The sequence below is a fragment of the Thermoplasmata archaeon genome, assembly GCA_038874435.1.
In the GTDB taxonomy this organism is placed as follows: Archaea; Thermoplasmatota; Thermoplasmata; order Lutacidiplasmatales; family SKW197; genus SKW197.
In genome coordinates this window covers 66,730-93,453 of sequence record JAVZCK010000009.1, presented here as the reverse complement: position 1 = coordinate 93,453, position 26,724 = coordinate 66,730, and the positions used below count along the sequence as shown (strand labels likewise).

Sequence of the window (26,724 nt, the reverse complement as noted above, 5' to 3'; positions counted from 1 at the left end):
ATGGCACACATCAGCATGATAGGTATTATACTGAGGCACTGGGTGAGACTTCAATTGGGAATATGGATGCATGGAGACATTACTTAGAAAAGAGAGGGTGTCCCATCTTGCTCCAAATGGGACACACTGCGAATGCTTCCTTTCTACCCAAGGAGGTTTTTATATGCCTCTCCCAAATAAAGATTTGTAATGGCTATTCTTTATGACCCGAGTAGCCAGATACAGAAGAACAACTTAGAAGAGTTTTTCCATTTGCTCAAATGGTATTGCCTCTGCATACAATTTTTCAAACAACTCTTTAAACGGCCTTACAGCACCGAGATGCTTTATAACTAGTGCGACAAAATCCCTCCTCAAACTTAGTGGGTCTTCCAATGCGAGCCACACTTCCTTGTCATCAAAAAGGGCAAATTTACTTGGGACATTCTCAATAAAACGGATGTCGCCCCCTTTCCTATGCAAAATCTTCACAAGTTGGATTATTTTTGGATTCAGTGACTCGGGGTCTGACTGATAGATTGAACGCACCTTCACTCCTTTTTCCAATGCCTCAAATGTGGCAAAGTACTGAACTTCGGAAGGGGCATAGGGTGCCTTTTCTAAAGTTAGAATCTCTACTTCTGCTGCTCTTGCAGTATCTGCATAACTGGCAGCAATTGCGTTCGGGTCCTTCAAAACCCAAACATATTCACCTGTAGGGGCCTCTCTTGCATATTGTCCTCCTATCTCCTTCAATTTTTCCATCAGAAAGTTTGCAGTTCCCTCTCTTCTCGCTATGGTCTCAGTGAGTTGCTGCTTCATTGTTTCAAGGTAGCCCTTCAGAGCAATATCTGGAGAAATCGCAAGATACTTTGTTACCTTTCCTGGGTGAGACTGACAGAAACCCTTTCGTTCAAGGGTCATGAGAACATCATAAACTCTGGTTTTTGGCACCCCGGATATCTCAGAAACCTGGATCGCTGTAATTTCACCCCCTCTTATTAACCCAAGGTAGGCCTTTGCCTCGTATGGTGAAAGCCCCAATTCTTCAAGTTTGGCTAAATACTCGCTGTAATCCTCATCTGCCATACAGTTCACCAGATGCCGTAACATTAATGCGTTGTTAATATATAAACATATCTCAACCGCAAAGAAATAATTTTATTTACCCCTTACCAATCTCTGCGTTGGTGTTTCAATGACCCACAAGGAAATTGTGAAGAAAAAGATAATTGAAAAAAGTGTTAGGCTTGTTGAAAGAAAGCGGATAAAATGCGAGAATGCTGTGTTCATCGAAGCATTTCCTAGCGTTGGCTTAATCGGAAGCATCGTTGGAAATTTTTTGGTGGATAGTTTCAAACTGGAAAGAATCGCAACCATCGTCTCGGATTATTTTCCGCCTGTAGCAATCGTCCGCAACTCCGTTCCCTCCCACCCCGTAAGAATTTATGGAAATGATAAAATGTTTGTTTTTCTGTCCGAGTTTGTACCTGACCCACTTCTAACGAAGGAAATTTCGGACCTCATCCTCGAATTGGCGAAAACAAGAAAATGCTCAATGATTATCTCACCAGAAGGCGTGGTCTATAACGGGTCGCCAGAAGAAACACCTGGAATATACGGAGTGGGTTCTACTCCAAAAGTAAGGAAGTTGCTGGAAGAACACAAAATCACCACATTGAGAGACGGGATAATTTCTGGAATCTCCGGCATGCTGTTGGCAGATGGTGAGTTGAATGGTATTGATGTGCTCTGCTTGCTCGCTGAAAGCAATCCTCGGATGCCAGATGCCAGAGCCGCAATTAGGATTGTGCATACCATCGACGAACTCCTTCCAGATATAGAAATTGATGTTACTCCCCTCGAAGCCCAGGCAGCAATGTTCGAGAAAATGTTTAAGGAATCTGTTGAGAAGGCAAAAATGAGTCTTGAAAAACATGAAATAGATTCCTTCCATACAATGTATGGGTGAATTCTATGTTTGACCCCAGAACTTTTGTCGACGAGAGCGTGAAGAAAATCAATGAAGAGGTGAGAGGCAAGGCAATTATTGCCTGCTCCGGTGGCGTGGATAGCACTACAGCTGCAGCGATTGTGGCAAGGGCAATAGGAGAACATCTTCTTGCTGTCTATGTTGACACTGGTTTGATGAGAAAAAATGAAACACATGATGTTGAGACTACACTTAGGAAACTTGGGATTAACTACAAAATCGTAGATGCCAGAAAAGAGTTCATTGATGCATTGAAGGGTGTTGTTGACCCAGAGGCAAAGAGAAAAATCATTGGAGAGAAATTTATTAGAGTGTTCGAGCGAGAAGCGAAAGATTTTGGTGCAAAATACCTTGTTCAAGGTACGATTGCACCTGACTGGATAGAAAGTGGTGATGGATTGAGGGACACAATTAAGTCGCATCATAATGTTGGGGGATTGCCCAAAGAGATGAATTTGAAGCTGGTAGAGCCGTTACGTGACCTATATAAAGATGAGGTTAGAAAAGTGGCCGCATATCTTGGCATTCCAGTGCACGATCGACAGCCATTTCCTGGGCCAGGTCTAGCAATAAGGGTTTTAGGAGAGGTTAATGAGGAGCGTTTAGAGATCGTTCGTGAGGCATGTGCGATCGTAGAAGAGGAAATTGAGGCAGCGGTGAAAGATGGAAAGATGCAGAAGCCCTGGCAGTACTTCGCCGTTTTGCTACCCATCAAAAGCGTTGGGGTTCATGGAGATGTTCGCTCCTATGGCTACACCGTAGCTGTGAGGTCTGTAGAGTCCATAGACGCTATGAGTGCAGAATATTCAAAAATTCCCCATGAAGTTCTAGAACGGATCTCAATAAGAATTACCAACGAACTTAAGGAGAAGGTAAACAGAGTTGTTTATGACATTTCCCACAAACCGCCTGCTACTATCGAGTGGGAGTAAGAATTAGGCAATAAAAAAGATTTTATTCATCTTTGCTGTTGGCTTCACTATGGACATTGAAGAAAGCGTCAATCTGGTAATGCGAAACACCGCAGAGGTTGTAACGCTGGAAGAATTGCGAGAAATTCTGCAAACTGTGGAGAGTCCAAAGGCATACATCGGGTTTGAGCCATCTGGATTCATGCACATTGGCCACATTATCTGTGCAGAAAAAATAAAGGACTTGCAGAGGGCAGGTTTCACTGTTACGATTCTTCTCGCTGACTGGCATGCCCACATAAACGACAAGCTTGGCGGTAATCTTGAGAACATAAAGATTGCGGGAAATTACATGAGAGATTCGTTTCTGGCTCTCGGTGTTGACCCTGGGAAAACCAAGTTTGTTTTTGCAGAGGAGCTTGTGAACTCAAAGGACTACTGGGAGAAGGTAATTCTTGTTGCAAAAAATTCAACGCTTTCCAGAATAAAGAGAACACTCACAATAATGGGGCGGCAGGAAGATGAGAGCGAGAGCGACACTTCAAAACTGATTTACCCCTGCATGCAAGTTGCTGACATTTTTGAGCTTGATGTGGATGTTGCCTACGGTGGAATGGACCAGCGAAAGGCCCACATGCTGGCAAGGGAATTGCGTGAAAAACTTGGCAGAAAAAAATTCGTGGCTTTGCACACACCTCTGCTCTCCAGCTTGCAGAGCACAGGGAGAATGGATATTGCAGATGCCAAGATGAGCAAGAGCAATCCTGACTCTTGCATCTTCCTCCATGATGCTCCAGAGGACATAAGGCGAAAAATGAAGAAAGCATACTGCCCGCAGAAAGTGATTGAGGGCAATCCAGTAATTGAGATTGCTAGGCACATTGTGTTTCCGAGGTTCGGAAAATTGGAGATAGTGCGAGACGAGAAATTTGGCGGCAATCTCACATTAAACAGCCCAGAGGAACTGGAAAAAGTGTTTGCTGAGGATAAACTGCATCCTGCAGACCTGAAAGCGGCAGTGGCTGATGCCCTTGTTAAAATCCTTGAAAGCGTGAGGGAATATTATAGCAAAAATGGCGAGAATCTGGAGAAGTTAAAGAGAATAAAGGTGACGAGGTAAAAGGAGGTTGGTGTATGAGACCATTCTTTCTGCGTGTAAGCTTTATTCTTGCAACCATATTTCTCTGTATATTTCCAGTTTTCCAGTGGCAAACTGAGGGCTCCAATGTGGTTGGTGAGAACGGACATACTTTACTGAGCCAGCATTCTCCAATCCACATCATTGGAAACAGCGATTTCACCTCTGCCAATGGTGTTGTCTCTGGTTCTGGCACACAAAGTGACCCCTATGTAATTGAGGGCTGGGAAATAGATGCAAATGGTGGCACTTATTGTATCTGGATTGAAAATACCACTGCGTATTTTGTGATAAGGAATTGTACAGCAAAAAACACCACTGCCAGTTCAGAGCCACAGTATGGTTCTGGTATCCTCCTGATGAATCTCACGAATGGTGTAGTTGAGAGAAACAACCTTACCCAAAACTACATTGCGTTGGGAATTGGAAACTCAAACAATGTTACAATGACAAACAATGAAATTACCTCAAACAATTATCCATTAATTCTCGGAAGTGCCCACAACTGCAGTATTTATGGCAACACAATAAAAAACAATGTGTATGGTGTTTTCATAAGAGAATCTGCCAACATTACAGTAGATGGAAATCTAGTTACGGACAATGGTGCCTGGGGAATTCTACTTTATTTCACCTGCGACACGGACATTTTAAACAACAATGTTTCCAACAGCTGGTTCCATGGTATTGTTCTTCTCTCCTCTAACAACAACACAATTTTCTACAACACAATTGCAAACAACGGAGGTTATGGAGTAAACCTAACCGAAAACTCTACTGGAAATCAGATATACTACAACAATTTCTTCCAGAATCACGGTGCAGGCAAAGGAGTAAGTGGAAAATGCCAGGCACACGATGATTCTGGAAACAACTCCTGGTGCTTTGCGTTTGGAAGCATAAAAGGAGGCAACTACTGGAGTAACTGGGATGGCAGTGGCTGGGGCAGTGCAAATGCCTACCCAATTGACGGCGGTGCTGGAGCAAGCGATTGGTATCCTTTGGGTAGCCCTGTGCCAGAGTGCTCCCTAATGCTTCTGTTTGCGATGTTTGGGCCGTGCCTCCTTGCATCTTGTATACCCATCAGAAAGAGACGAAAATAAAACCACTATTCTCCATCCTCCTCAAGCACTTCCTCCTCTGTTTCTCCCTCCTCTTCCTCCTCCACAACTTCCACATCAACTGGCATAAAATCCATCTTTATGTCCCAATCTCCTGGCAGTGCCTCAGCCCCCAGCACATGCACAGGGTCAATTCCAGAGATAAAATAATCAAAACCCTCAAAGTCCTCACTCACCTCGCCCACAGAAAACTTTATCACAGTGGATTTTGCTGGCGGGAGTGATTTAATCAGCCACCCAATTTTCACATTCTCCAGATTCTCATCAATTCTGGGTTCCACACTTTCAGGAATAAGTTTGCCCTCCTCAATCTCAGTATAAACCCTGAATGTCTTTGCCTGGCTCATGTAGTTTGTCACTGTTAATTTTATCTCTGCTCTGTCACCTTTCAGTTCAAAATTTTCTTCCACATGCACCACATCCATTATTTTTGTTATGACTGGTTCTAGTGGAGGCATCGGTTTTCCGAGCATCTTCGAACTCTTCTCTGCAATTTTCGGTAAAATCTCTCTGATTATCTTGAACTTCTCCATTGATTTCTGCTTTCTTGCGGTTTTGCTCAGGTGTGTTTTCAATCTCCGCCCGCACTGCATCAACGCCAGCTCGATTTCTCTGCTGATCTCAGGGATGTCTGCAATCGCTTCCTTTGCCTCAGAAGTGAATGGCACTTTCGTGGAACAAACATGAATTAAAATTATTGCTGGACCTATGGGCACACCCTTCCCTCCTCTCTGCTCAAGCCCGTAGCGTCGCCAGTCCACGCGCTCAACTGCAAGCGTGCAGAGGCAGGAGCCCTGCTGGAAGAGCAGAGGCACTCTGTTCGCAAACCGTAAAATTTGCACCGGTTGATCTGCAGGAATCTCACCTCCATAAACCATTCCCACCTCCACGATGAACGGATTCCCCTGATAAACTGAAGGTGGTCTTGTTACAGGTGGTGCATAAAACGCTGGCTTCAAATTCCCTAGCACATTCTTAAGCCCTTTCCTTATCAGTTTTTCCCCAATGGGCGAGAGACATTCTGCAGATGGGGGCATCAACTTCACATTTCCAAATGCAGAAATTAACTTCTGCATCTCCTCCTGGGTGAGCGTCTTCACCTCTCTCTCCCCTGCAATGCCTGTTTTCGCAAGGACCTCATCAGCCACCCTCTTGCTTACAGACGAAAACTCAGAAACCAGAAACTCTCTAACCGTTTTCTTTTCTGTCTCTTTCACCATTCTGGTGAGAATTCCTATTTCAAGCCCATATGGATGTATCTTTATCTCTTTTGCCTGGGGTGGCATTTCCTGGCTCACTCTGTCGAAAACAATTGTGTTTCCATCTGGCTCTACAAGCGTGATTTTTGCATGTGGGTTCACAATTGCAGTGTTCCTCAGATACTCCATTACTGACTGCCTTCCCCGAAAGTACCTGCCCTTAAGTTCAATTTCGACACTTGTCCCGTGTTTCCTGTCCCAGATTATCATGTCCCTGCTCACAATTTCTGGTAGATTCTGCTTTGTGTCAATCTTCAGCTCCATGAGATGCGCAGCATCCTCCTCTGCAATCTTTGAAATCACCTTTGCTGGCTTTCCCGTAGTTAGCTGACCATAGAGCACAGCTGCAGAGATGCCAATTCCCTGCTGGCCTCGACTCTGTCGCACAGCGTGAAATCTTGAACCATAGAGTAGGCGAGCAAACACATTCGGAATCTGCTTTTTAACAATCCCAGGACCATTATCATCTACTGTAAGAGAGTACACCTCTTCGCTCTTTTTCGTGATTTTCACAGTTATTTCTGGCAGAATGTTTGCTTCCTCACAGGCATCCAGCGAATTGTCCACAGCTTCTTTTACTGCAGTGAGTAATGCACGATTTGGATTGTCAAAACCTAAAATCTGGCGATTCTTCTCAAAAAATTCAGCCACGGAAATTTCTTTTTGCTTCTTCGCAAGTTCCTCAGCAATGGACACCTTTGCCTTTCTCATCAAACCGATGAAGATTTCTGGGTATATTATGGTTTTTAGTCATAATGTGGTATCTAGAGCAGTATTGTATTATCTGGTTATCCAATATTTCTGCCCATGAGGCATAACTTTATGAAGTTTAAACTTAATTGAAAAAGTATATGTATAAAAACAAATTAGCTTACGCAAGTTTCGCACATACTCTTAGTAAATTTCACGATGTGTGAAGTTATGTCGGAAAAGTTCAGAGAATTTGTGGAAATGGCAAAGCTCTTCAGTGAACCTGTAACAGTGAAAATTCTAGAACATCTATACCTTAACGGAGAGGGAACCGCGACGGATGTAGCCAAAGCCCTCAAAATTCACATTGCCACTGCGAAAAAATATCTGAAAAAGCTTGCAGAGAAGGGTATTGTCCAGGAAGAGATAAAGCGGAAACACATAAGGAAAACCGAGGTTTATTCATTAGCAAAAAAACAGGTAGTGCTTCTCCTCAATCTGGAGGTACTCTCGCTGGATGAGGGTAAGCTTGATATCCTGGCAAATTCCCTGCTTCAATCCTATGCATCACTTTTCAGCCAGCACCTGAACACGAACACAAAAAACCCGTACGAGGTGCTCTCTTTGATAAAAACCAGAGTAGGAAGCACAGCTGCAGAGGTTGTGCTCAACCATAGTGTAAAGAACTTATCCCGAGAGGTGCTGGAATATCTCACAAATAAAGAAGTGATAAAGCGACTTGAGGAGATGATTAAATGCAGAGAGTAAAATCAGGAATTCCCGGCTTTGATGTGCTTACCGATGGTGGCTTTGTTGAAGGCACTGTCAACCTTGTTTCTGGAGTGGCTGGAAGTGGTAAAACCCTTTTCAGTGCACAGTATGCTTTCTTCGGTGCTCGTTTCCTCAACGAACCCAGTGCGGTGATTACAATAGAAGCCCCTAAGGAGGACTATCTTCAGGCAATTTCCGGATTCGGAATGAATCCCGAAGATACAGACAAGTTCTGGCTCATAGACCTTGGTGAGATATGTGGAGAGGAAATTCAGCTTGATTTCCCTACACTCCAGCAATTTATCGAGGATTTTCTAGAAAGGCAAGCAATCAAGCGACTTGTAATTGATTCCATCACAGCTATTGGGCTCCATTACCGAACCGTAGAAGAATTCAGGGAGCATTTGTTTGGTTTTACCAGATTTTTAAAGAAAAAGAGGGTTACTGCAGTGCTCACAACTGAAAGCATTGAAAACGGACCCTACACGCGGTTTGGAGTTGAGCAGTTTGTTTGCGATGCATTCATCGTCCTTGGGCTTGAAGAGATAAAAGGCACTTTGAGAAGGACAATATTGATAAGAAAGATGCGTTTTACAAAGCATGATACTGCAAAACACCCCTTTATAATCGGAGATAGAGGACTGGAGATAGGTGCAAGTGAGAAGGTGGTCTGACGCTGGAGGAGTTTAGAAGAACAGTTCAAGAACTTCTTCGAGAACACAGGAACCTTATCCATCTAGATATGCTTAGAGTTGGGATAAGGAAGGTAGCAAAAAAGCATCCCATCCTCTCTAACCTCGTGGTCACAAAGGACCTGGTGATAAGATTTCCTGTTGAGGATAGCGAGGAAGCGTTGAAGGCACTAGGTGAAATTTTTCCTGTCGTTGTGGAAGTTATTACCACAGTTCATGGAGAAACCGCAAGAAAAAAGTTTATCACTCGCATCAATGAGTTGGATGATGAATTCAAAAAGTATGTGCCAGAATCACTTTTAGTCAAAGAGGAGAAGTTCCCAGTAGAACCTGTCTCTGAAATATATACACTAATTTTTACAGAAATTTTAGAAACAAATAACTGGAAACTCAGCGAGGAACTGAACGAGATTTTCAGAGAATTCATGGAAAAGAATCCTGGTTTCCATGCAGAAGCAAAGGTGGGAAAAGTAATAATAAACACAGACAAAATCAACAGAGAGAATGCCATAAAAATTTTAGCTGATGCTTTTTCCAGGTTTTTTAAAATTTTCAGTTTTGCAGAGCCAGAAGCAAGAAAAATCACACGCAAAATTTGCGAAGAGATTTACGAACGATACAGGGAAAAATCGGAATACAAAGTTGTGCTAAACGACATCTATTTCGGTGCCTTCAGTGACACGATTGAAATCCCTGGTAAGCTCAGTGAGATGCTGAAAGAGGTAGACAGAGGAACAAACTTTTTAGTAGTTGCATCTGACACTGAAATCCTTCTTCCGCTCTATTTAGACCTCTTCTCTGTCTTCCTGAAGAGCGAGGGTGCACTTGTGCTCACATGCACGCGCATTTCCGCTCAGAAGTGGCTCGACTTTCTCAAACTTGGAATTCCAGATGTTGAAAAAAGAATTGGAAAGAGTATCATACTTGTTGACTGGTGCACCCACAAAACCAAGAAAGTGGTTGGTGTCGAGGAAAAAGATGGAAAAATCGTGTGTGATGGAGATATTGCAAACTTCGGGATGGGCATAACTAAAGGCCTGGAGACAGTGGCAGATTTTCCAAAAGTTCTTGCAGTGTTTGATTTCCTAGACGAAAGCCTACTTAGATATGATACTGATACAGCTATCAAATTCTTTACTACTACCTGCATAAAAATTTCAAATGCACGGGCTCTTGCTATCCATACTTGCACAAAACTTTTCCCAGACATAGAAAATCTATCAGATGGGCTATTCTCTGCGGAAGTCGTAGGTACTAACTTAAAAGTCAAGATCGAGCGATACAGTGGTGAGTTTTTTGTTCCTGAGATTGGTTTGGAAGTCCTCGGAAAAGGTGAGAGAGGAAGGGAGACACCTGGTATTGATGTTGTGGACAAAGCAGGCATGAAGTATGGCCTTGTGAATGGTAAGAAATTCCTTGGTCAGCCCTTGATAAATGGAAAAGGACTTGTTAATGGTAAGGTGAATGGAAAAATCAAAACTCCAAGCGAGGCAATCCTGAGCCAGGGACTTGTGAATGGCAAAAAACTTCTTTTAAAGACGGGGCTAATAAACGGCAAGGGTTTGATAAATGGAAGGGGATTGATAAACGGAAGGGCATTGGCTTATGGCGAAAAGCTGAAGCGTGAGAAACAGAAAGAGATTGGAAGGGCATTGCGAAAAAGAATGGCTGCACTGATTGCCTTGCTTCTCTTCCTTCTCCCCCTCCTAGGATTTTTCCTGCTTCCCAAACCACCAGTGGTAATTGATGGAGATTTCAGTGACTGGCAGAATCTCATTGCCGCACAGCAAGTTACCCTATATGGAAAATGGAATGGAAAGAACATAACAACTGCCTCCTCTTACTTCTTTGACGGCAAGCTATACTTTACAATCGGCTTCACAAGAACCACTTTCTTTGGCGAGAGAGCAGAGTGTGTTGTTGGATTTGTGGATGAAGATGGGATTCCAGAGACAGGAGCAAGATTTGAGAGCGGCAATGTGATTGCCGCAGGCACTGGCTATGAGATAGAATTGACTGGATGGGGTGGATTTATTACCTCCTCTGTTTACTACATAATCGCTGGCAACCAGAGATTTGGTCCTTATGACCTTAAATGCGCTCTGGGAAAGGACGGGAAGGCAGTTGAAGGAGTTTTTGTGGCATCCAAAGCACTAAGTGCAAGTGCAGCCCTCCAGTTTGTCTTCACGGATGCAATTTCAGAGGAAGCATCACCCAGATTTGTGAATCCAAAGGGCGCAACTGAAGTTTATCAGAGAATTGTTGCTCCCGATGTGCTCGCTGACAAATCGGATTTCATGCAACTTACAGTTTGGCAGACGGGAAAGCCAACGATGCTCAAAAATCTCTGTTTCAATCTCGTAAACGGAAGCACTGCAAAACTGGATGATTGTAATTACTGGCTCTCGTTTGATGGGACAAATGTAAGTGGTGTTATAGATTACCAGAGTATTCTTTTTCCTCTCAATCTCTCGCTTGAACAAGAAACTGCAAGAAACTTTACTCTGATGGTTGAGCCACTGAATGACAGCAGAGCCACTCTCTGTCTTGAGATTGCTTCTGTGGAGGTGGAGGAAAGCGAAGTTACTGTCTACCCTGTCGCTCCTTTCTTCTCTTACATTTTTGAGGCAGAGCAGAATCTTACGATTGATGGGGGCTTTGCTGATTGGGAAGGGATTCCAAAATATGGAGACAGAGAAAATGATGTACGTGCAGGTGTAGGTATGCCAACACCAGGTCGTGAAAACGAAAAGGAAGGCACATCCAGAAATGTGGACATTGCTGGGTTTGGGATGCACACAGAAGAAAACAGGGCATTTTTCTATCTAAGTAGCTATGGAAGAATGCTGGGTGGTGCTGTTGTGCTCCATGATTTTGAGAGGAGAAATGAGAGTTATTTACAGCCAGGAAATGTTGTTGATGTCCATGAGATAAACACCACAATTCCTAACTCAGAGGATGCGTGCATCGTTTACATTGATGCTGACAAATATCCTGGCTCTGGTTACATGGTCGGACCAATTGGTGCCGAATACAAAATTGAGGTTCTTGGCACTGCTGGAAAAGTTAAAAGTGCAAAACTCTATGGATTCCAGGGAATTGCGAGAGGTGAGCAATGGCTCTGGCATGAACTAAACGCAACCATTCTTGCGGTGCCTGATGCCTACAGAATTGAAATTATGGCTTCAACAAATCTTCCAAAGGAGGTGAATGTACTCTTCTACATGACCAACTGGAAGAAGGAATTTGATTTTTCCGATACAATGCTCAACGAGAACGGGGCATTTTTGGGAACAAGAAATCCGGGACCATACCTGAATGAAATTTCCAATGAATGGGTCGAAATTTATAACCCATCTGGTATTGATCTACACAATTATAGAGTTGTTGTTTTATATCCTAATGAGACATATGCGGTTGTGCACATTACAGAGCACACTACTGCGACACATTATGTTGTGAGCATAGAGGTGACAACAGATTCAATCGTTGCGTTGAGATTTAGTACAACCACGATAGACAGTGTTACAATTCCATCTTCCCAATCAGGTGTTTCCTACATCCGCTATCCAGATAGCAGTTCATGGTATGGATGGACGGACATTGCTACAGAAAAGGGTGCTAATGTGCCAGAACATTCGCAAAACATTCTCATTTTTGCCGGTTTAATCTTAATACCTATATTATGGAGGAGAAAATGGCTAAAAAAGAATGTCCGATTTGCGGAACAAAGCTGAAAGGAAACGAATGCCCTAATTGCGGTGTGATAATTCCAGAGGAGGAGGAAAACCTACCTGTTGAGCCATACATCCAGGAAAACAGTGCAGGTGCAGAACAGGTTGAACAGGTGCGGGAGGACAAGGAAAACCAAGAACAGCTTACTGAGAAGGCGGTTTCTGAAACGCTGGTGGAGCAACCGCAGTTAGAACCACAAAAAGAGGTGAAAAAGCCAGAGTTTAGACTGGAAGAACTTCCATTGCCTGAGGTGCTTGCAGAACAAAAGGCGTTGAGCGAACAGCAACGAAACTTCATCAGGAAAATGGAGTTTGACGACACAGCAATCAACACTGTTCCTACAATTGTGGACAAACTGTTTTCAAGAAAGCCCTTCAGAGAAAGATACAAGAAAAAGTTCATCTCCCTTGAAACAGATTTTCTTGTGAACCTTGCTGCATATTCCTTCCTAATCTTCCTTCTGGGCTACTTTCTTGGCTTTCTGTATATCCTGTACACACCGAACAACTTTTTCCTCCTCAACATAGACAGCTTTGCGTTGGTTTACTCTCTGTTTCTCGGGGTGATTTTTGCATCTGCAATATTTGCCGCTAGAAGAGAGATAAAAGGACTGGAAAAAAATGAAAATCGCTTTCTACTCATAACTGCTGTCGGCGTTTTTCTGCTTTACTTTATTCCACTATGTGAAAATTTCTACATCATAATAATTCGAGACTGGCTATTTCGACTCGTGGTTTACATAGTTTTCGCAATTGCCGGTATCTCCCTTCTGGCCTATTCACTCAAAAAATTACCGAAGGTTGAAAACTACAAAATGAATTTTCTTTCTACTCTTTTCCTCTTTGCAGCTATAGTGGGCGGTGGAATTACATTCAAGCATTTGCTCATCACAATGGGTGGAGGTGCACCTCCACCTGCAATAATGACCTACAGCGGTTATCTCCACTTTGGGCTAATAGATTTTTATCTGCTTGGTGTCGTTGGGGGAAATCTGCTCTTAGATTACAAGAAAATCTTAGGAAAACGAGATCAGGTAGAAAATTGGATTGAGTTTGACATAAAAAATGCTTATGAAAGTTGCGTGCATCTAAACTATGTGCTGGCAATGAGATATTGTCTCCGTGCTGAAAAAAATGCGATGGATTACATAAGAAAGATGCTTGAGGAGAAGGGCGAAAGTGTTAACGAACCAAAAATGATTCGGCTGGCAAAAACTACATTTTCGAATTTTGGCGAACTGAAACTGCTGAAGGCGTATGCGTTTTACAAGATGGAGAGATACGAGGATGCAGAGTTTGAAGTTTATCATGCGTTGGATGTCGATCCAAACAACGCAATTGCCTGGCTGCTCTACGGAAATATTCTGCATGCAAAGGGAGAGGATGAACATGCAATCAAGTGTTATGCGAATGGCGTGAGGGTGCAACCCTCAATGCCTGAACTCTGGAATAACCTAGGGAATCTATATTTAATAGGGCGCAAATTCGCAGAAGCGGAACGCTGTTACTCTCGAGCGACAAAGCTCAAGCCAGGCTTCAAGGAAGCCCTTGCAAACCGTTCCTATCTCTATCTAAAACAGGAGAAATACGATTTAGCGTTGAAATATGCTGACCTTGCAATGGGGATAAAGCAAAAGAAGAGTAGGAAGGAAAAGAAAAAGAAGAAATAAGTTATTTTGCCAGAAACTTGCAGACCATTGCCAGAACTGTGCCGACAATTGCAAGAGTAGTTGGACCGATTGTAACTGCACTCTGCTGGCCAGCAATCGAAATTATTCCGAACACAAGTGCGATTATTCCGAGTCCTGTGCCAAGCCAGACAAACAGTTTTCCTATTTTCGGATGCTCAATCCCAATCAGCACTGCACCGATTATCACTGCAATTCCACCCAGTGCAGCTATTGCAATCAGAATGGAAAATACCAGAGCAATCATTTCGTTGTTTATCACCTGCAGTATAATGTCTCTTACTGTGCCAAGATAAGCCACTCCACCAACACCTGCCAGTAGTAGGCATACTCCTCCTGCAATTCCTACACCCATCGCTACTTTATTTCTCACCATGGTTTGGGAGATGAAGAGGGGATATATAAAGGCATCAGAGCAAATTCCCATATCCTGCATTCAATTTCTAGTTCTCCCAACACCTACAACTACCTTTATATACTATCTGATTTTGTGAGGTAGGCGTGGTTAATATGTTCTGTCCAAAATGCGGCAGCTTGATGGTGCCAGCATCAGGTAAATGGGTGTGCAGGCGATGCAAAAACGAGGTTCCTATTGATTCCTCACAAAGCCAGACCTTCGAAACACGTTCAAAATCAAAAGAGCTCACAATCATAGACCAGCCCTTGGATACGCTTCCAAAGACCACGGACACAGAGTGTCCGAAGTGCGGTAATAAGGAGGCATATTGGGTTCTGAGACAGACAAGGGCTGCTGATGAGCCAGAAACAAAGATATATCAATGCACAAAATGTGGACATAAATGGCGTGAGTACTAAATCTCAAATTTGTTTACCTGTTCTTTGGCAGCGTTATACCATTTTTCAATGCACATAACAATCATTGCTTTCAACTGTTCTGGTGGGAGTACATAGTATCTGTAATAGTAACCCCCTTTTGGAAGATACTCTGTTTTTCTCTTGCAGAGCCCCTTTGCCATTAGCTGACTTAGTGCTCTGTGGACTGTTGCCTGATGCTTGCCTAGCACATTTGCAAGTTCTTCAACAGTCATTCCTCTGGCCTCTGCCCTCACAAGTTGCTTCAACACCTCGTATTCCAGCGAGCTTAATTTGAATATATAGCGGAGCACCTCACTGCAACTCGCGGGTGGCTTTAATCCCTGCACATGAGGGGATTACGATGAAGGTATAAATGTTTTTCATAAGATTTGTTTGTGGAACCATAACCTTATTTAACCATGTGCATATGTGCAATCGTGCAGGCATTATTCGTTAACAGAAAAAAAGAAATTGCGGAGATAAATAGCGCAGTAAAAAACCTAAAGGAAAGAAACGAAGGATTTGCCATTCTTATCACAGGTGAACCAGGTATTGGAAAAACACGATTGCTAGAAGAAGCAGGCAGAATTGCCACAGAGCAGGGTATCAGTGTCATTCAAGAAAAATGCACGCCTGAAAATAAAATGCCTTTTGGGACTGTGAAGTCATTGGTGATGAAAGGATATGACACACTCCTTGCTAATTCGGATACTGGTGGCTTGCTCCCCCTAGGACTTGCATTTGAAACTGCAGAGAAAGTGGAGCGGGAAAGAATTGTTTCCGAACAGTATAGAGTGTTTGAGCAACTCTATAGTAATCTAGTAGAACTCTCGAGGTCCTCTCCCATTTGCGTGCTAGTTGATGACTTACAATGGGCAGACAGTGGCACAATTTCCTTCTTCCATTACCTTGCAAGGAACATCGGAAAAACAAGAATCATGTTTGTGGCAACTGCATCTGAAGTAGAAGAAACAAACGAGTTCCTTGATAACACAGTGAAAACAATGAATGTGGAGAAAGTTTTGAAAATTCTGAGTTTGAAGCCCCTCTCTGCACAAGATACAGTCCTTCTGATAAAGGGAACATTGAACATGGATTTATCCGACAAGATTCTGAGAAAAATACATGAAAAGACCTCTGGTAATCCCCTTTTTATTTTGGAGATTATGGAAACACTCAAGGAGAAGGCCGCCAAAATTGAAATGCTAGAGCGAGTCACAATCCCTCTGTCCCTCAGTGCCGCGTACCAGAAGAGAATAAAAGCCCTAGATAAAGATATGAGAGAGACGATGTGTCTCCTTTCAATTCTCGGCAGAGAATTCGCATACGAAGACGCTTGTGCAGTAATCGGTCTGGAGGAAGAGGTTATTCTCGAGTGCATTGAAAAGATGATTGCGATGGGATTCCTCGTAGAGAAAGTGGGTACGGAGGAACGATACCTGTTTCTTAACAATCCAGTATACGAGACACTCTACTCAATGGTTCCAAAAACCAAAGCCTCTGAAGTCCACAAAAGAATGGCGGAATATTTAATTAAAACCAAAAATAGGGAAGAGTTTTTCGAAGAGATTGGAAGACATCTAAGCATTGCAGGGTTACCTGAGTGCGCTGAATATTACTTGAAAAGTGCAGTGTACTATCTTAGAAATTTTACAATTGAGGACTGTCTTAGAAATGCCCAGTATGCACTTGAATATGGAGAGAAATTAGGGGTAGCTGATGGACTAAAGGCCAAGATATACAAAACTCTTGGTTATGCATTTTCGGTAATTTCTGACTTCCAGAAAGGAATTGAATATTATGAAAAAGCACTCGCACTCACATTTGATGATAAGGATGTTGCTGAGATAATTTTCCATCTTGCCAACGACTATGTGAAGATGGCGAGGTATGAAGATGCACTATCTCTTTTGAAAAAAATCCCATCATCTGCATTGGAGAATCTAGATGTTAAAGCAGAAGCGTTGTTTGTGGAAGGAAGTGTGTATTTTAAGTGGGGAAAGCTTGAGCAAGCACTGGAAAAATATTCCAAGGCAAGCGAAATTGTGAAAGGTTTAGATAACAAAAAGTTGAGAGCCGATATTCTGAACTCCACTGGGGTCTTATTGCAGCAGATGGGGAACTACAAAGAAGCGGAGAAAAATCTTCTGGAAGCTTATAAGCTTCGGGAAGAACTCAAAAATGTGCGAGAGATTGCAAGTTCATGTAATGGACTTGGACTCTTCTACCTAAACACAGGACACCCTGAGAAAGGCCTACCGTACCTGCTTTCTGCGGAGAAAATTTACCACAAAATCGGAGACGTGTATGGACTTTCTATTGTGATTAACAACATTGGCATTGTACACTGGGCAAGAGGGGAGTACAATCAGGCAATTGAATATTTCAAAAAGGAGGTAGAATACACCACAAAAATAGGGGATAGAAGCGGCACTGGCTATGGACTCTACAACATTGGCACAATTTACGACGAAATGGGTGAAAACCAGAAAGCACTGGACTATTACACACGGGCGGAAGCAGTATTTGCAGAGATTGGAGAACTGAGTATGGCGGGATGTGCTGCAGCTGGTAAAGCATGCATGTTAGCAGCGTTAGGAGATGTGAAAGAAGCTGAAGAGGAGATTGATAGGGTATTGCGAAAATTCATTCATAGCCAAAATAGCGATGATTTAGCTGTGATAAAAATGATGAAGGCAAGGATTCTCACTTATGCTAAAAATTATTCGATTGCAGAAGAATTCTTCCTTGATGTGATTGATTACTTTGAGACACAAGAAAAACTAGGAGATCTTGCGAGTGCCCTTACCTCTTTGGGAAAGATGTACATTAGAGCTGGAGAGATGGAGAAGGCACGCGAATGTCTCGAGCGAGCTCTGGCAGTTAGTGAGAAAATTGGTTCTGAGGTCTGGAAGAACAAGATAAAGGAGTTGCTTCAGAGCATCTGAAACCTTTATCTATGCGCTTGCATTGTTAAAAAAGATGCGAAAGGATTACATGCGACTGCTGGATTTTGCGAAAGATGCAATGGCAAATACCTATGCGCCCTACTCTAAATTCCCGGTGGGTGCTGCACTCCTCACTGCTGATGGAATGATTTATACTGGTGCAAATGTGGAAAACGCTTCCTATGGATTGACTATCTGTGCAGAGAGAGTGGCGATTACTAAAGCCGTGAGCGAAGGTAAAAGGAAATTCGTGGCAATCGCAGTTGTTGGAAATGTAGAAGTTACTCCATGTGGCGCCTGCAGACAATTCATCTATGAGTTTGGCCCAGACATTGATGTGATATATTTAAAGAACAGAAAGGTAGTTGTGAAAAAAATCTCGGAACTAATCCCTGAGGGATTCACCATCGATCGCTCCCAAAGCTAACTCTGCGCGTTGCCTCCAGCCAGCCATATTAAATTTTGAGAACATTTTTTCAGCAGCCCGAAGCAATTTTCTTGCTTCCTCTTTTTCTCCAACTTTTATTTCAAAAATCCCATAGTAATACCGCACCTTTGCCAGGTCTATGAGTTCTCCACACTCCTCAAAATTTCTCTCTGCATCTTGAAACAACCTTTTTGCCTCATGTATATTGCCCTTCACTGTCTCCACTCTGGCTTTCATCGCTTTTACCATTGTAATTTTTTTCCTATCTGATAACTTTTCAGCAATCTCCTGCAACTCCCTCAGCTTTTCTTCACAATACGGCATAGCAGAAGGAGAAAGTGAGATTTCTACAAGGCCATGAATTGGGTTAAATAGATAATCTATCGCCCCAATTCTTCTGCACATCTCCACACTTTTGTTGTAGTATTCTCTAGCAGTTTCATAGTCGCCATACATGCTGTAGACATCACCAATGTTGTTGTAAACAATGGCAGTGCCTTTGGAATCACCAACTCTCTCATAAATGGTCAATGCAGTTTTGTAATGCTCTAAAGATTTGTCCAAAATTCCCATTTCAAAGTATCCAATGCCAAGATTATTATTGAGGAGGGCAATGCCCCAGAGGTCTCCCACCTCTCTCTCTATTTCAAGGGCACGATTGTAGTATTCCAATGATTCGGGAATATTTCCCATCTCATGATACACTACTCCAATGTTATTGCATGTGCCTGCAATTCCCCATCTATCTCCAATTTTTTCGTCAATTTCCAAACTTTTGAGATAAAATTCAAGGGCTCTCCCCAACTCACCTTTGTTTCGGTAAAGCACGCCCAGATTGTTATAACATCTTGATATAGCTACTAGATCATTTTTCTTCTGAGCAATTTCCAAGCTTTTTTTATAGTAGAGTTCACTTGTTTTGTAGTCACCTATATGCCAACACACTACGCCCATTCTATTGTAAACAAAAGAGAGGGTGCTTTCCGTGCCCTCCAGTTTTTCAAGAATCTGAAGAGCTTTGCCTTCCCATCGCATTGCGTCTGTATATCCCCCCTTTCTCTCGTAAAGAACGCCAATCACACTATAAACTTTTGCTAGGTCTTCATCCTCACATTGTTCTTTTCCGGCCTGAAGGATTTGCAACGCTTCCCTCGCACATGCCATTCCCTCGGTGTACTCTCCCTTCTTTATCAAAACCTCCGCCTTTCTGCGAAACAACTCGGCTCTCTCTTTTGGCTCTTTGGCACTCTTCAATGCTTTATCTATCAGTCCTATGCATTCATCATGTCTTGACACGATTTCAAGAGCTTTCAGCACTTTTGGGAGAAACTTCTTTCTTTTTTCTTCATCCGCCGCATTTATCGCCGCCATGTAATTTTCTATGGCCTCATTTACGGAGTACCTTGACATTGCTGCATCACCAGCTTTCATTCCATACTCCTGAACCACTTCTTTGTTATTCAAAATCAAGCCGTGCCTCAGAATTTCTCCAAAAAATCTTTCATCAGTGCTGTAGTCAGCTAACAAATTTGCTAGGGCTTTCCGATGGAGGTAAACCCTTCTCGTGTTACTGAGCATTGTATAGATTGCCTCTGAAAACGTTGAGTTTACAAACTTCCAGAAGGTGCCCTGCATTGCTAGAATCCCTCGCTCCTGGAGATTACAAAGCACATGAGAAACATCTTTTGCTGGAATGCCACAGATACTTGACAAAAGCTGTGGTTCTGCAAACCTCAGAACTGAAATGGTGATGCAAACATCCCGTTCAATTTTTGGCAGCTTCTCAAATTTTGTAAGCACGAGGTTAGAAAGGGTTTCTGGGAGTTTCCCAGATTTCAGAATTTTTATCATGTCCTGCTCAGTTCTGAAAGTATAACTACGCTTGAGATGCTGAAGATATTCTGCGACAAACAATGGGTTCCCACCCGTAACTTCGTAAATTAGACGCTCAAGCTCATACGATAACTTTATGCCTGTCACCATGCAAAAAATCTCTCCTACTTCTTCTGGAGAAAGATTCTTCAAAACAAGTGTCTCTATAATTTGCTCCAACTCAATCTGATGGAGAATCTCTTTCCAGTTCTCAGGGATTACACCGCTCTCAGTATTTAGAGTTCCCAAGAGCAATATTTTTGCTTTTTTGATGTTTCTAGCAATGTAAAGGAAAAGTTCAATTGTAGCTGTATCTGCAAGATGAAGGTCATCTATAAACAATACGACTGGCTGTTTTTCCGCATATCTCTTTAGCCCGAGTAACAGATTCTCAAATAGATTCAGCTTTTTTGCGTCATGTATGCCTTGAGCCCAGTCAATTCCATCATATTTTCCTGACCTCATCAAGTTTCCACATTCAGATTTAATTGCTTCATGCTCCCCTACCTGATTCCTTATTAAAATTCCTTGAAGGTCACGAACGAGGGTCTCCCTCACCCTTCCATATGTGATAACACACAGGTTTAGATCTCCGTGGTTCATGTGTATTGCCTCATAATTTCCATATCTTGTTATTCTAACAGACCCTTCTTCACCATCAACTGGCTTCTCCGCCTCCCTGAAAACAAAACTCCTAACTTTCTCATAGCTCACTTCCTCTGCCTTGATACGCTCCCGCTCAATGCTCCAGATCAAATTATTTGCGTTAAAAAAATAAATACCTTCAATTTTCGGAGGCTTTCCTTCCTCAATTAGATGCTGAAGACCAACTCCTTTTAGTGCATCTTCAAAAGCAATTAGGGGCTGGACGCTCTGTGATATGCACCAACCAGATAATGTACTGAAACCCTTGTCATATGCAAGCATAAGAAGTTCCTGGCATAATCTAGTTTTACCAGTCCCTGTATCTCCTTTCAAAAGAACTGCACAGCCATCGCCATCTTCTACCCTCTTCAGCCGCTCTGTCAGAAACGTAAGCTCTTTGTGCCTATCCACGAGAGGAAACTCCGCCATTTATAAGGTGAAATGCATTGGTTAATAAAAATCATTCCATTTTTCCGCTTAATCATTTTCAGCGTTCAAACACGAAAAATGATAGGAATAGAATCGGAAGAGTTCCCAAGACAGCCATAACTGGCACAATTAATACATCTGCATAAACAAAAACAGCGTCTATGCTGAGTAACACAAAGTTTAGGTTTAAGCCAACAAATAGATAATTCAACTTCAAACGATACTTTTTCAACTCCATTTTCCTACTTGCAATTCTTACGATTATCAAATTGTATAGTACCTCGCTCCAGGCAATGATTACATAAACTAGAAAAATTCCGAACAGGATGGGTGAAACCACTGGTAGATAGACACCATATATCTCAATGGCACTCTCTATTGAAAGCGTCCCACCTGTCGTTGAGATTAGAAAGAGGAAAAGAAATACACTGTCAGCTTCTCTTATATCTCTCGTAATCTGGATTGTGAAAAACATTCCGGTTAGAAGAGCTGTAGAAAGAAATGCGATACTTGCCTGCCATAAGGTTATATTTCCTACGGCCATCCCCATAAAAACTCCAAATGCATATAGTGATATGAGTATGATAGAGAGCCACAGAAGTAGGTGTTTTCTTATTGCCACTTTTTTACTCATCCATATAAATAATCCACATGCAAGCCCGAAAAGGGCTGTAACTAATGGCAACATTGTCGCATATACCGTCACACTTCTTATAACTCCTACAGAATATATAATTGTTTAGATGCAAGGAACAATACGATACTATAAAGTGCATGGAAAGACATATCTACACAAGTGGCTTCTGTATGTCTGTGCGGGGCAGTATATACGAGCGGGAACTAAAGCGAATTTTCGAAGCAGATGAAAAGGAGATGGAAAAAATTTCAAAGAGATGTGGATACGAAACTAGAGCAAATTATCTCCTTCTGAAAAAAATTCCGTTTGTGGTGCTGCGAGCTGCTGGCTCTTTTGGAATAGATTTGGTGGCTGTGCGGGGTGAATTCTCCTTTCCAGTTGAGGTAAAGTCCTCAAGCCAGAAAACCTTTCTTTTCACTGCCCAATCAGGAAGAGCAAGAGAGCAAGCAGAGGAAATGGAAAGAATGTGCAGAAACTCAAACCTAATTCCCCTTTACGCTTATCGCTTGAAAGACGAAAACATAGACGGAGACCCATGGATGATTTTTACACTAGACGGATTGAACTTCACTGAGGGACGGAATAGATACCTCTACAACAAAATTCCAAAGATTGAGAGAACCACTTCTGGCAACAGGGTGATGTACTGGGACCATGGGCTTCTCCTCAACCAGTTCGTAAAATATCTTTATTTTCTGCTGGTGAAATAGTTTCAGTATAACAGCACACTAATAAAGTATTAAAATGAGAAACATACTGGTGCAGGGGGTGAGATTTGAACTCACGGACCCCTATGGGACCAGACCCTCATTCTGGCGCCTTTGACCAAGCTTGACTACCCCTGCATTGGGTTGAGTATATGTTTCTACCTAATTAAGGGAATATCACTTTTGGTATTTATTCTTTACACCAACCGCCTCGCAAAACTTATAGGGGATTTTTGCCAACGCTCTATTCGTATAAAAAAATTTAGGGGGTGAGAAGATAAATCTCCCCATTTCGAACATAAACTCTTCCAGGCACCACACTGAAGAACTGTATTCTCCTACCCCTAATGTAGCGGATTCCTTTTACTTCCACAATTCCCAGGTGCACCAGAATGTGAATCCGCCTATAAACCTCTGTAAGCGGAATCCCTGTGATTGCTGTAATCTCGTGTGGTGCCAGGACCTTTATCGTGAGCAGATAGAGAATTTGCACCATCTTTCTATCCACAACCTTTCTCAGTGTATATACATTGAACCTCTGACTGCTCTGGTTCGACTCCTCCGCAAAAGTGTGTCCCATGTGATATGCTGCAACTCTGTTGAAGGCGAGGGCAAGGAGACCGAGGATTAACAGCGCTGTTTCCTGAGTTCTTAAGACAACAAAACCAGAATTCACTGTCAGGGAGGGATTAAATATGAATTTTGTCGTAGAAATAGGGTATTGAAGAAAGATTGGGGTGCCTGCAGCCACATCTAGATACATGTGGGAAAGAGTTATTGCAAACACCATCAGAGCTATTGCTGGATAAACACCTTTTCCCTTCTTCTGCCCATAAAAGAACGCAAGTGCATAAAAACCCAGCGGAATTACCACAAACACGAATATGTTGTGGAAAATGTTCACATCTCCCAACAGTGCGGAAATAAAGTGGTCTGAATCAATGAGGCCGTTTATTCCGATAGTCGCAGTAATATATAGCCAGTACTTGTGTTTGAGTTTCACATTTATTATGAGGGCGAGAACGAATGAGATAAGTATGTGAAATGCTACATCCGTGAAAACCGGATTGATGAGCGTGATGTAGTCGAGGTCTGCGGGCATCTTTATCACCCCGATAAAAAATTGTTTTCATTGTTTAAATACCCCCAAGTGCAAATTATCAAAACTGAAAATAAGAGGTAAAAATCACTAATATCCTGCCTTTTCAGAACCCTTTTCTCTCCATCGTTTCCCTGATTTTTCGCCGAATTTTTTCAACAAATATAGGCACATCAAATTTTTTGGCTTGTTGATAACAATTATCTCGCATCGCCATCATTTCTTCTGGTTTTAGCTTCCTTATCTTATCAAGGAATGCATCCTTTTCGGGAGGAAGCAGATATCCAGTTTTCCCATGAAGCACCGTTTCTCTGTAACCACCTTCATTTACAGCCAGCACAATTTTGCCAGAGGCCATTGCCTCTATTGGTGTGAGACCCAGATCTTCGTCTAGAGCTGTGGTAATAAATCCCTTGCAGGTTGCATAGAGTTCAAGCAATTCTTCCTCACTTACCTCCCCAAGAAACTCTACATTCTCCGGTTTAATTTTCTGAAGTTTTCTGAAGTTCTTCTCTGCCCAGTCACCCTTTGAAAACCCACCGACAATTTTTAATTTTTCATCTGGCAATTCACGGAAAATTTCGAGCTGCAAGTCAATCCGTTTTTCTGGGTAAATTCGGTTTACAGAAAGCCAGAAGTCACCAATTTCCTTGAACTTGTATTTTGATACTGGCAGTGCAGTGTAGACCACTTCTGCATCTCTTCCGTAGTCCCTTTGGATTCTTGCTCTCACATTTTCACTGTTCGCAACAATTGTATCTACATAGTGATTAATGCAATACCGTTCAAAAACCCTGTGCGTTCCTGTCCAGGCATATGCAATCATTTTTCTGAAAAGGGTTTCCTGTGAATTTACCACTCTTTTCCTGAGTTCAAAAAAAGCCCTTGTTGGTGTGTGGCAGTAGTATAGATTTGGCGAATGATGAACTGCTGCATAATGCGCCCAGTTACCTGAGAGAATAAAAAAGTCGTAGTCCTTCCTGAAATTTGAAAGAAAGAATTGGATTGAGGTGTCTATCTGTTTAAGCGGTGGAATCCTGAAAACATCACCTATTGAAAACACATTCAGATCTGAAAACCCAGCTAGATTCACAGCGTTTCTATCAAGGTCAGTAGTTATTATATCTGCCTTTAATTCCCTTGCCAAGGTGAAAATAAGCTTCTCGGCACCACCAATTGCCCCTATATAATCATGAAAGATACATACTTTCATGTCTATCACTGTCTTACTCCTCAGGCAGGAGGTTTTTCAACTCAATGTTCTCCTGCTCCCCTGTCTCCATGTTTTTAACCCTCACCTTCCCCTCTTTCAATTCCTCCTCCCCTATAATTATTACTCTTCTAGCACCCACCCTATCTGCATATTTGAATTGTTTCTCGAGATTTCTTTTAAGTAGGTCTATCTCAACTGAAAATCCCTGGTTTCTGAGCATCTTCGCAATTCTCACTGCAAGAGGATAGAAATCCTGGTTTGTGAATGCGACAAAAAAGTCGGTTTCAAGTTTCTCCGGATACCATTTACCTGCTTTCCTCAGTACCTGTTCCAGTACAGCATCCCCTATAGCAAAACCAACTGCTGGAATCTTCATATCCCCAAATAGCTCAATTAAATTATCGTATCTACCGCCTCCAAAAATCGCACGGAAACTACCTTGCTTGTCAAAACATTCAAACACCACACCTGTGTAATAACTCAGCCCACGCACAAGGCCAAGGTCGAGCATACAGTATTTATCTGCCTCATAGAGTTTCAGATAGCTAGATAATTTCTCAAGTTTTTCTGCAGCATGAAGAGCCATTGAGAAGCCAGGTGTCATTTCCTGCACATCCACCCTCTTTGAACTGAATGGAAGGAGATTTTCTATTGCCGCTTTCACTTCACTAATAGTTTCTTTTGTAAACTCCTTTTTAAATGAAAGAATCTCCAACAGCTTATCCATTTGCTCATCTCGAACTCCCATCCTGCTGAGCTCCTGTCTGAACTCCTCAGTATGCATCTTATCTCTCTTGTCAATCACATGCATTGCCTCTTCCACATTCTGGACACCCATACATTCTAAAATCCCTTGCACAAGCTGCCGATGCGAAATTTTAACTACAATCTCGTTCTCAATTCCCAAGGCCTTCATTATTTCTATTCCCACTGCAATTATCTCCGCATCTGACTCAATGTTATCTGCGCCGAAGATGTCTACATTCAACTGGTAAAATTCTCGTAATCTTCCTGATTGCGGTTCTTCATATCTCCACATTTTTCCTAGAGAATACCACTTTTGCGGAAACGTAAGTACCTTGCGTCTAGCAGAAATCATTCTTGCCACAGAGGGCGTAAGCTCAGGGATAAGAGTGACCTCTCTACCACCTTTATCAACGAATGAAAATGTTTCCTCAACAATGCCTGGACCGCTCTTGAGTTTGAATAGCTCCAGCCCCTCCACACTTGGTGTGTCTATCTCCCTAAACCCGTATTTTCTAACTGCCGATATCATTGCCTCAAACATCTTTCTTCTTGCAGCCATTGTTTCCGGATAGAAATCTCTGAAACCCCTCAATGGTTGGAGCATGTGTGGTGCATGGAAAGGAGGAATATATGCTTAACTGTATTTGCAGTATCTCCGAAGAAGTTGGAAAAGCCAGATACTCATTACTACCCTAAAAGCCATTAGAAAGGGAATTGATGTGGACATACTGCCAGCAAACCTACTGATTTTTTCCCGGCCTACACCCCTATGGCTCCTGTACCATAGAAGTGGCCATCAACCCTTTCATAGTGTATTTTCATTTCGCTCTCTACATATTTCATAGAGACCGAGAAGAAATTCCTTGAATCTCACCTCATCTTTATATAACACTATATATAACACTAACCACTTGGCGCTGGTGCCGAAAAGCGTCACTTTCGGTGCATCGGTGGAATTTTGAAAGCCCATTTTAAAAATTTATAAGAAACATGCATCAGGAGGTTTACATACTGGCATCAATTTTTGAATTTTAGCCAGTATCTTTCGGAGATACTAGATTTTTGTAGAAGAACTTATTTGGTGTAAGATGTAGGAATAATTTTGAGACATGGTAAATTCTTAACCAATATCTGTGGGAGCACTGCTAAGCACAGATGAAATGTGGTTTAAGAAAGAGTTAAATAGTGTGGAAAATATACCGCATTCG

General features: G+C 42.3%; 22 protein-coding genes and 1 tRNA gene. 13 read left to right on the top strand and 10 right to left on the bottom strand.

What is annotated here, in order from left to right:
• On the top strand, positions 1 to 206 hold a 206-nt coding region (locus QXD64_05145), incomplete at its 5' end, for a hypothetical protein (protein ID MEM3396698.1).
• A gap of 28 nt (positions 207 to 234) precedes the next feature.
• On the opposite strand, the gene QXD64_05140 is transcribed toward QXD64_05145, so the two are convergent.
• A complete protein-coding gene (locus QXD64_05140; protein ID MEM3396697.1) occupies positions 235 to 1,068 on the bottom strand; it encodes a helix-turn-helix domain-containing protein in 834 nt (277 codons plus the stop codon).
• Positions 1,069 to 1,177: 109 nt separating this feature from the next.
• Here QXD64_05140 and QXD64_05135 point away from each other — a divergent pair, with 109 nt between their 5' ends.
• From QXD64_05135 to QXD64_05120, 4 genes are read left to right on the top strand one after another with little or no spacing between them, the layout of a single operon-like run.
• Positions 1,178 to 1,951, top strand: a complete 774-nt coding sequence (locus QXD64_05135; GenBank protein ID MEM3396696.1) for a PAC2 family protein — start codon at positions 1,178 to 1,180, stop codon at positions 1,949 to 1,951.
• A gap of 5 nt (positions 1,952 to 1,956) precedes the next feature.
• The gene (gene guaA / locus QXD64_05130) at positions 1,957 to 2,904 is read left to right on the top strand and encodes a glutamine-hydrolyzing GMP synthase (GenBank protein ID MEM3396695.1); all 948 of its coding nucleotides are present in this window, start codon (positions 1,957 to 1,959) and stop codon (positions 2,902 to 2,904) included.
• 49 nt (positions 2,905 to 2,953) lie between these two features.
• The gene (locus QXD64_05125; protein ID MEM3396694.1) at positions 2,954 to 4,003 is read left to right on the top strand and encodes a tyrosine--tRNA ligase; all 1,050 of its coding nucleotides are present in this window, start codon (positions 2,954 to 2,956) and stop codon (positions 4,001 to 4,003) included.
• 14 nt (positions 4,004 to 4,017) lie between these two features.
• Positions 4,018 to 5,124, top strand: a complete 1,107-nt coding sequence (locus QXD64_05120; GenBank protein MEM3396693.1) for a NosD domain-containing protein — start codon at positions 4,018 to 4,020, stop codon at positions 5,122 to 5,124.
• A gap of 5 nt (positions 5,125 to 5,129) precedes the next feature.
• Here QXD64_05120 and QXD64_05115 read toward each other — a convergent pair whose 3' ends face one another.
• Positions 5,130 to 7,112, bottom strand: coding sequence for a DNA topoisomerase VI subunit B (locus tag QXD64_05115; GenBank protein ID MEM3396692.1), 1,983 nt, complete (start codon positions 7,110 to 7,112; stop codon positions 5,130 to 5,132).
• 210 nt (positions 7,113 to 7,322) lie between these two features.
• Here QXD64_05115 and QXD64_05110 point away from each other — a divergent pair, with 210 nt between their 5' ends.
• The 4 genes from QXD64_05110 (at position 7,323) to QXD64_05095 (ending at position 13,958) form a co-directional block, all read left to right on the top strand.
• Positions 7,323 to 7,859, top strand: coding sequence for a helix-turn-helix domain-containing protein (locus QXD64_05110; GenBank protein MEM3396691.1), 537 nt, complete (start codon positions 7,323 to 7,325; stop codon positions 7,857 to 7,859).
• Complete coding sequence (locus tag QXD64_05105; protein ID MEM3396690.1) at positions 7,847 to 8,536, top strand: ATPase domain-containing protein; 690 nt, start codon at positions 7,847 to 7,849, stop codon at positions 8,534 to 8,536. The genes QXD64_05110 and QXD64_05105 overlap by 13 nt, the downstream gene beginning before the upstream one ends.
• 68 nt (positions 8,537 to 8,604) lie before the next feature.
• The gene (locus QXD64_05100; GenBank protein ID MEM3396689.1) at positions 8,605 to 12,291 is read left to right on the top strand and encodes a hypothetical protein; all 3,687 of its coding nucleotides are present in this window, start codon (positions 8,605 to 8,607) and stop codon (positions 12,289 to 12,291) included.
• On the top strand, positions 12,252 to 13,958 hold the full coding sequence (locus QXD64_05095) for a tetratricopeptide repeat protein (protein MEM3396688.1): 1,707 nt from the start codon (positions 12,252 to 12,254) through the stop codon (positions 13,956 to 13,958). The genes QXD64_05100 and QXD64_05095 overlap by 40 nt, the downstream gene beginning before the upstream one ends.
• A 1-nt stretch (position 13,959) precedes the next feature.
• Here QXD64_05095 and QXD64_05090 read toward each other — a convergent pair whose 3' ends face one another.
• A complete protein-coding gene (locus tag QXD64_05090) occupies positions 13,960 to 14,352 on the bottom strand; it encodes a hypothetical protein (protein MEM3396687.1) in 393 nt (130 codons plus the stop codon).
• Positions 14,353 to 14,486: 134 nt separating this feature from the next.
• Between QXD64_05090 and QXD64_05085 the strand changes: the two genes are divergently transcribed.
• Positions 14,487 to 14,792: a transcription factor S gene (locus QXD64_05085; protein ID MEM3396686.1), complete on the top strand. Its 306-nt coding sequence runs from the start codon at positions 14,487 to 14,489 to the stop codon at positions 14,790 to 14,792.
• On the opposite strand, the gene QXD64_05080 is transcribed toward QXD64_05085, so the two are convergent.
• On the bottom strand, positions 14,789 to 15,139 hold the full coding sequence (locus QXD64_05080; protein ID MEM3396685.1) for a helix-turn-helix domain-containing protein: 351 nt from the start codon (positions 15,137 to 15,139) through the stop codon (positions 14,789 to 14,791). The genes QXD64_05085 and QXD64_05080 overlap by 4 nt on opposite strands.
• 90 nt (positions 15,140 to 15,229) lie before the next feature.
• Between QXD64_05080 and QXD64_05075 the strand changes: the two genes are divergently transcribed.
• Together QXD64_05075 and QXD64_05070 are read left to right on the top strand one after the other, a co-directional pair.
• Positions 15,230 to 17,740, top strand: coding sequence for a tetratricopeptide repeat protein (locus QXD64_05075; GenBank protein ID MEM3396684.1), 2,511 nt, complete (start codon positions 15,230 to 15,232; stop codon positions 17,738 to 17,740).
• 34 nt (positions 17,741 to 17,774) lie between these two features.
• On the top strand, positions 17,775 to 18,167 hold the full coding sequence (locus QXD64_05070) for a cytidine deaminase (protein MEM3396683.1): 393 nt from the start codon (positions 17,775 to 17,777) through the stop codon (positions 18,165 to 18,167).
• On the opposite strand, the gene QXD64_05065 is transcribed toward QXD64_05070, so the two are convergent.
• Both QXD64_05065 and QXD64_05060 read right to left on the bottom strand, forming a co-directional pair.
• Positions 18,126 to 21,113, bottom strand: a complete 2,988-nt coding sequence (locus QXD64_05065; GenBank protein MEM3396682.1) for a tetratricopeptide repeat protein — start codon at positions 21,111 to 21,113, stop codon at positions 18,126 to 18,128. The two genes, QXD64_05070 and QXD64_05065, sit on opposite strands and share 42 nt — an antisense overlap.
• Positions 21,114 to 21,171: 58 nt before the next feature.
• Positions 21,172 to 21,819, bottom strand: coding sequence for a hypothetical protein (locus tag QXD64_05060; GenBank protein MEM3396681.1), 648 nt, complete (start codon positions 21,817 to 21,819; stop codon positions 21,172 to 21,174).
• Between the two features lie 107 nt (positions 21,820 to 21,926).
• Here QXD64_05060 and QXD64_05055 point away from each other — a divergent pair, with 107 nt between their 5' ends.
• Entirely contained in the window at positions 21,927 to 22,460 is a 534-nt protein-coding gene (locus QXD64_05055; GenBank protein ID MEM3396680.1) for a Holliday junction resolvase, read from the top strand.
• Positions 22,461 to 22,507: 47 nt separating this feature from the next.
• Here the strand turns inward: QXD64_05055 and QXD64_05050 are convergent.
• From QXD64_05050 to hisS, 4 genes are all read right to left on the bottom strand, one after another.
• Positions 22,508 to 22,595: transfer RNA gene (locus tag QXD64_05050), tRNA-Leu, on the bottom strand.
• A 124-nt stretch (positions 22,596 to 22,719) separates the two neighbouring features.
• Complete coding sequence (locus tag QXD64_05045) at positions 22,720 to 23,559, bottom strand: helix-turn-helix domain-containing protein (protein MEM3396679.1); 840 nt, start codon at positions 23,557 to 23,559, stop codon at positions 22,720 to 22,722.
• 103 nt (positions 23,560 to 23,662) lie between these two features.
• The gene (locus QXD64_05040; protein MEM3396678.1) at positions 23,663 to 24,769 is read right to left on the bottom strand and encodes a glycosyltransferase; all 1,107 of its coding nucleotides are present in this window, start codon (positions 24,767 to 24,769) and stop codon (positions 23,663 to 23,665) included.
• 13 nt (positions 24,770 to 24,782) lie between these two features.
• Entirely contained in the window at positions 24,783 to 26,120 is a 1,338-nt protein-coding gene (hisS, locus tag QXD64_05035; GenBank protein MEM3396677.1) for a histidine--tRNA ligase, read from the bottom strand.
• Between the last annotated feature and the right edge of the window lie 604 nt (positions 26,121 to 26,724).

What these genes read in the sequence shown, in the direction of transcription:
- hisS (MEM3396677.1), bottom strand. Translation starts at nt 26,120, where the DNA reads ATGCTCCAACCATTGAGGGGTTTCAGAGATTTCTATCCGGAAACAATG.
- QXD64_05110 (MEM3396691.1), top strand. Translation starts at nt 7,323, where the DNA reads ATGTCGGAAAAGTTCAGAGAATTTGTGGAAATGGCAAAGCTCTTCAGT.
- QXD64_05100 (MEM3396689.1), top strand. Translation starts at nt 8,605, where the DNA reads ATGCTTAGAGTTGGGATAAGGAAGGTAGCAAAAAAGCATCCCATCCTC.
- QXD64_05120 (MEM3396693.1), top strand. Translation starts at nt 4,018, where the DNA reads ATGAGACCATTCTTTCTGCGTGTAAGCTTTATTCTTGCAACCATATTT.
- QXD64_05090 (MEM3396687.1), bottom strand. Translation starts at nt 14,352, where the DNA reads ATGGTGAGAAATAAAGTAGCGATGGGTGTAGGAATTGCAGGAGGAGTA.
- QXD64_05125 (MEM3396694.1), top strand. Translation starts at nt 2,954, where the DNA reads ATGGACATTGAAGAAAGCGTCAATCTGGTAATGCGAAACACCGCAGAG.
- QXD64_05040 (MEM3396678.1), bottom strand. Translation starts at nt 24,769, where the DNA reads ATGAAAGTATGTATCTTTCATGATTATATAGGGGCAATTGGTGGTGCC.
- QXD64_05065 (MEM3396682.1), bottom strand. Translation starts at nt 21,113, where the DNA reads ATGGCGGAGTTTCCTCTCGTGGATAGGCACAAAGAGCTTACGTTTCTG.
- QXD64_05095 (MEM3396688.1), top strand. Translation starts at nt 12,252, where the DNA reads ATGGCTAAAAAAGAATGTCCGATTTGCGGAACAAAGCTGAAAGGAAAC.
- guaA (MEM3396695.1), top strand. Translation starts at nt 1,957, where the DNA reads ATGTTTGACCCCAGAACTTTTGTCGACGAGAGCGTGAAGAAAATCAAT.
- QXD64_05085 (MEM3396686.1), top strand. Translation starts at nt 14,487, where the DNA reads ATGTTCTGTCCAAAATGCGGCAGCTTGATGGTGCCAGCATCAGGTAAA.
- QXD64_05140 (MEM3396697.1), bottom strand. Translation starts at nt 1,068, where the DNA reads ATGGCAGATGAGGATTACAGCGAGTATTTAGCCAAACTTGAAGAATTG.
- QXD64_05070 (MEM3396683.1), top strand. Translation starts at nt 17,775, where the DNA reads ATGCGAAAGGATTACATGCGACTGCTGGATTTTGCGAAAGATGCAATG.
- QXD64_05135 (MEM3396696.1), top strand. Translation starts at nt 1,178, where the DNA reads ATGACCCACAAGGAAATTGTGAAGAAAAAGATAATTGAAAAAAGTGTT.
- QXD64_05115 (MEM3396692.1), bottom strand. Translation starts at nt 7,112, where the DNA reads ATGAGAAAGGCAAAGGTGTCCATTGCTGAGGAACTTGCGAAGAAGCAA.
- QXD64_05045 (MEM3396679.1), bottom strand. Translation starts at nt 23,559, where the DNA reads ATGCCCGCAGACCTCGACTACATCACGCTCATCAATCCGGTTTTCACG.
- QXD64_05105 (MEM3396690.1), top strand. Translation starts at nt 7,847, where the DNA reads ATGCAGAGAGTAAAATCAGGAATTCCCGGCTTTGATGTGCTTACCGAT.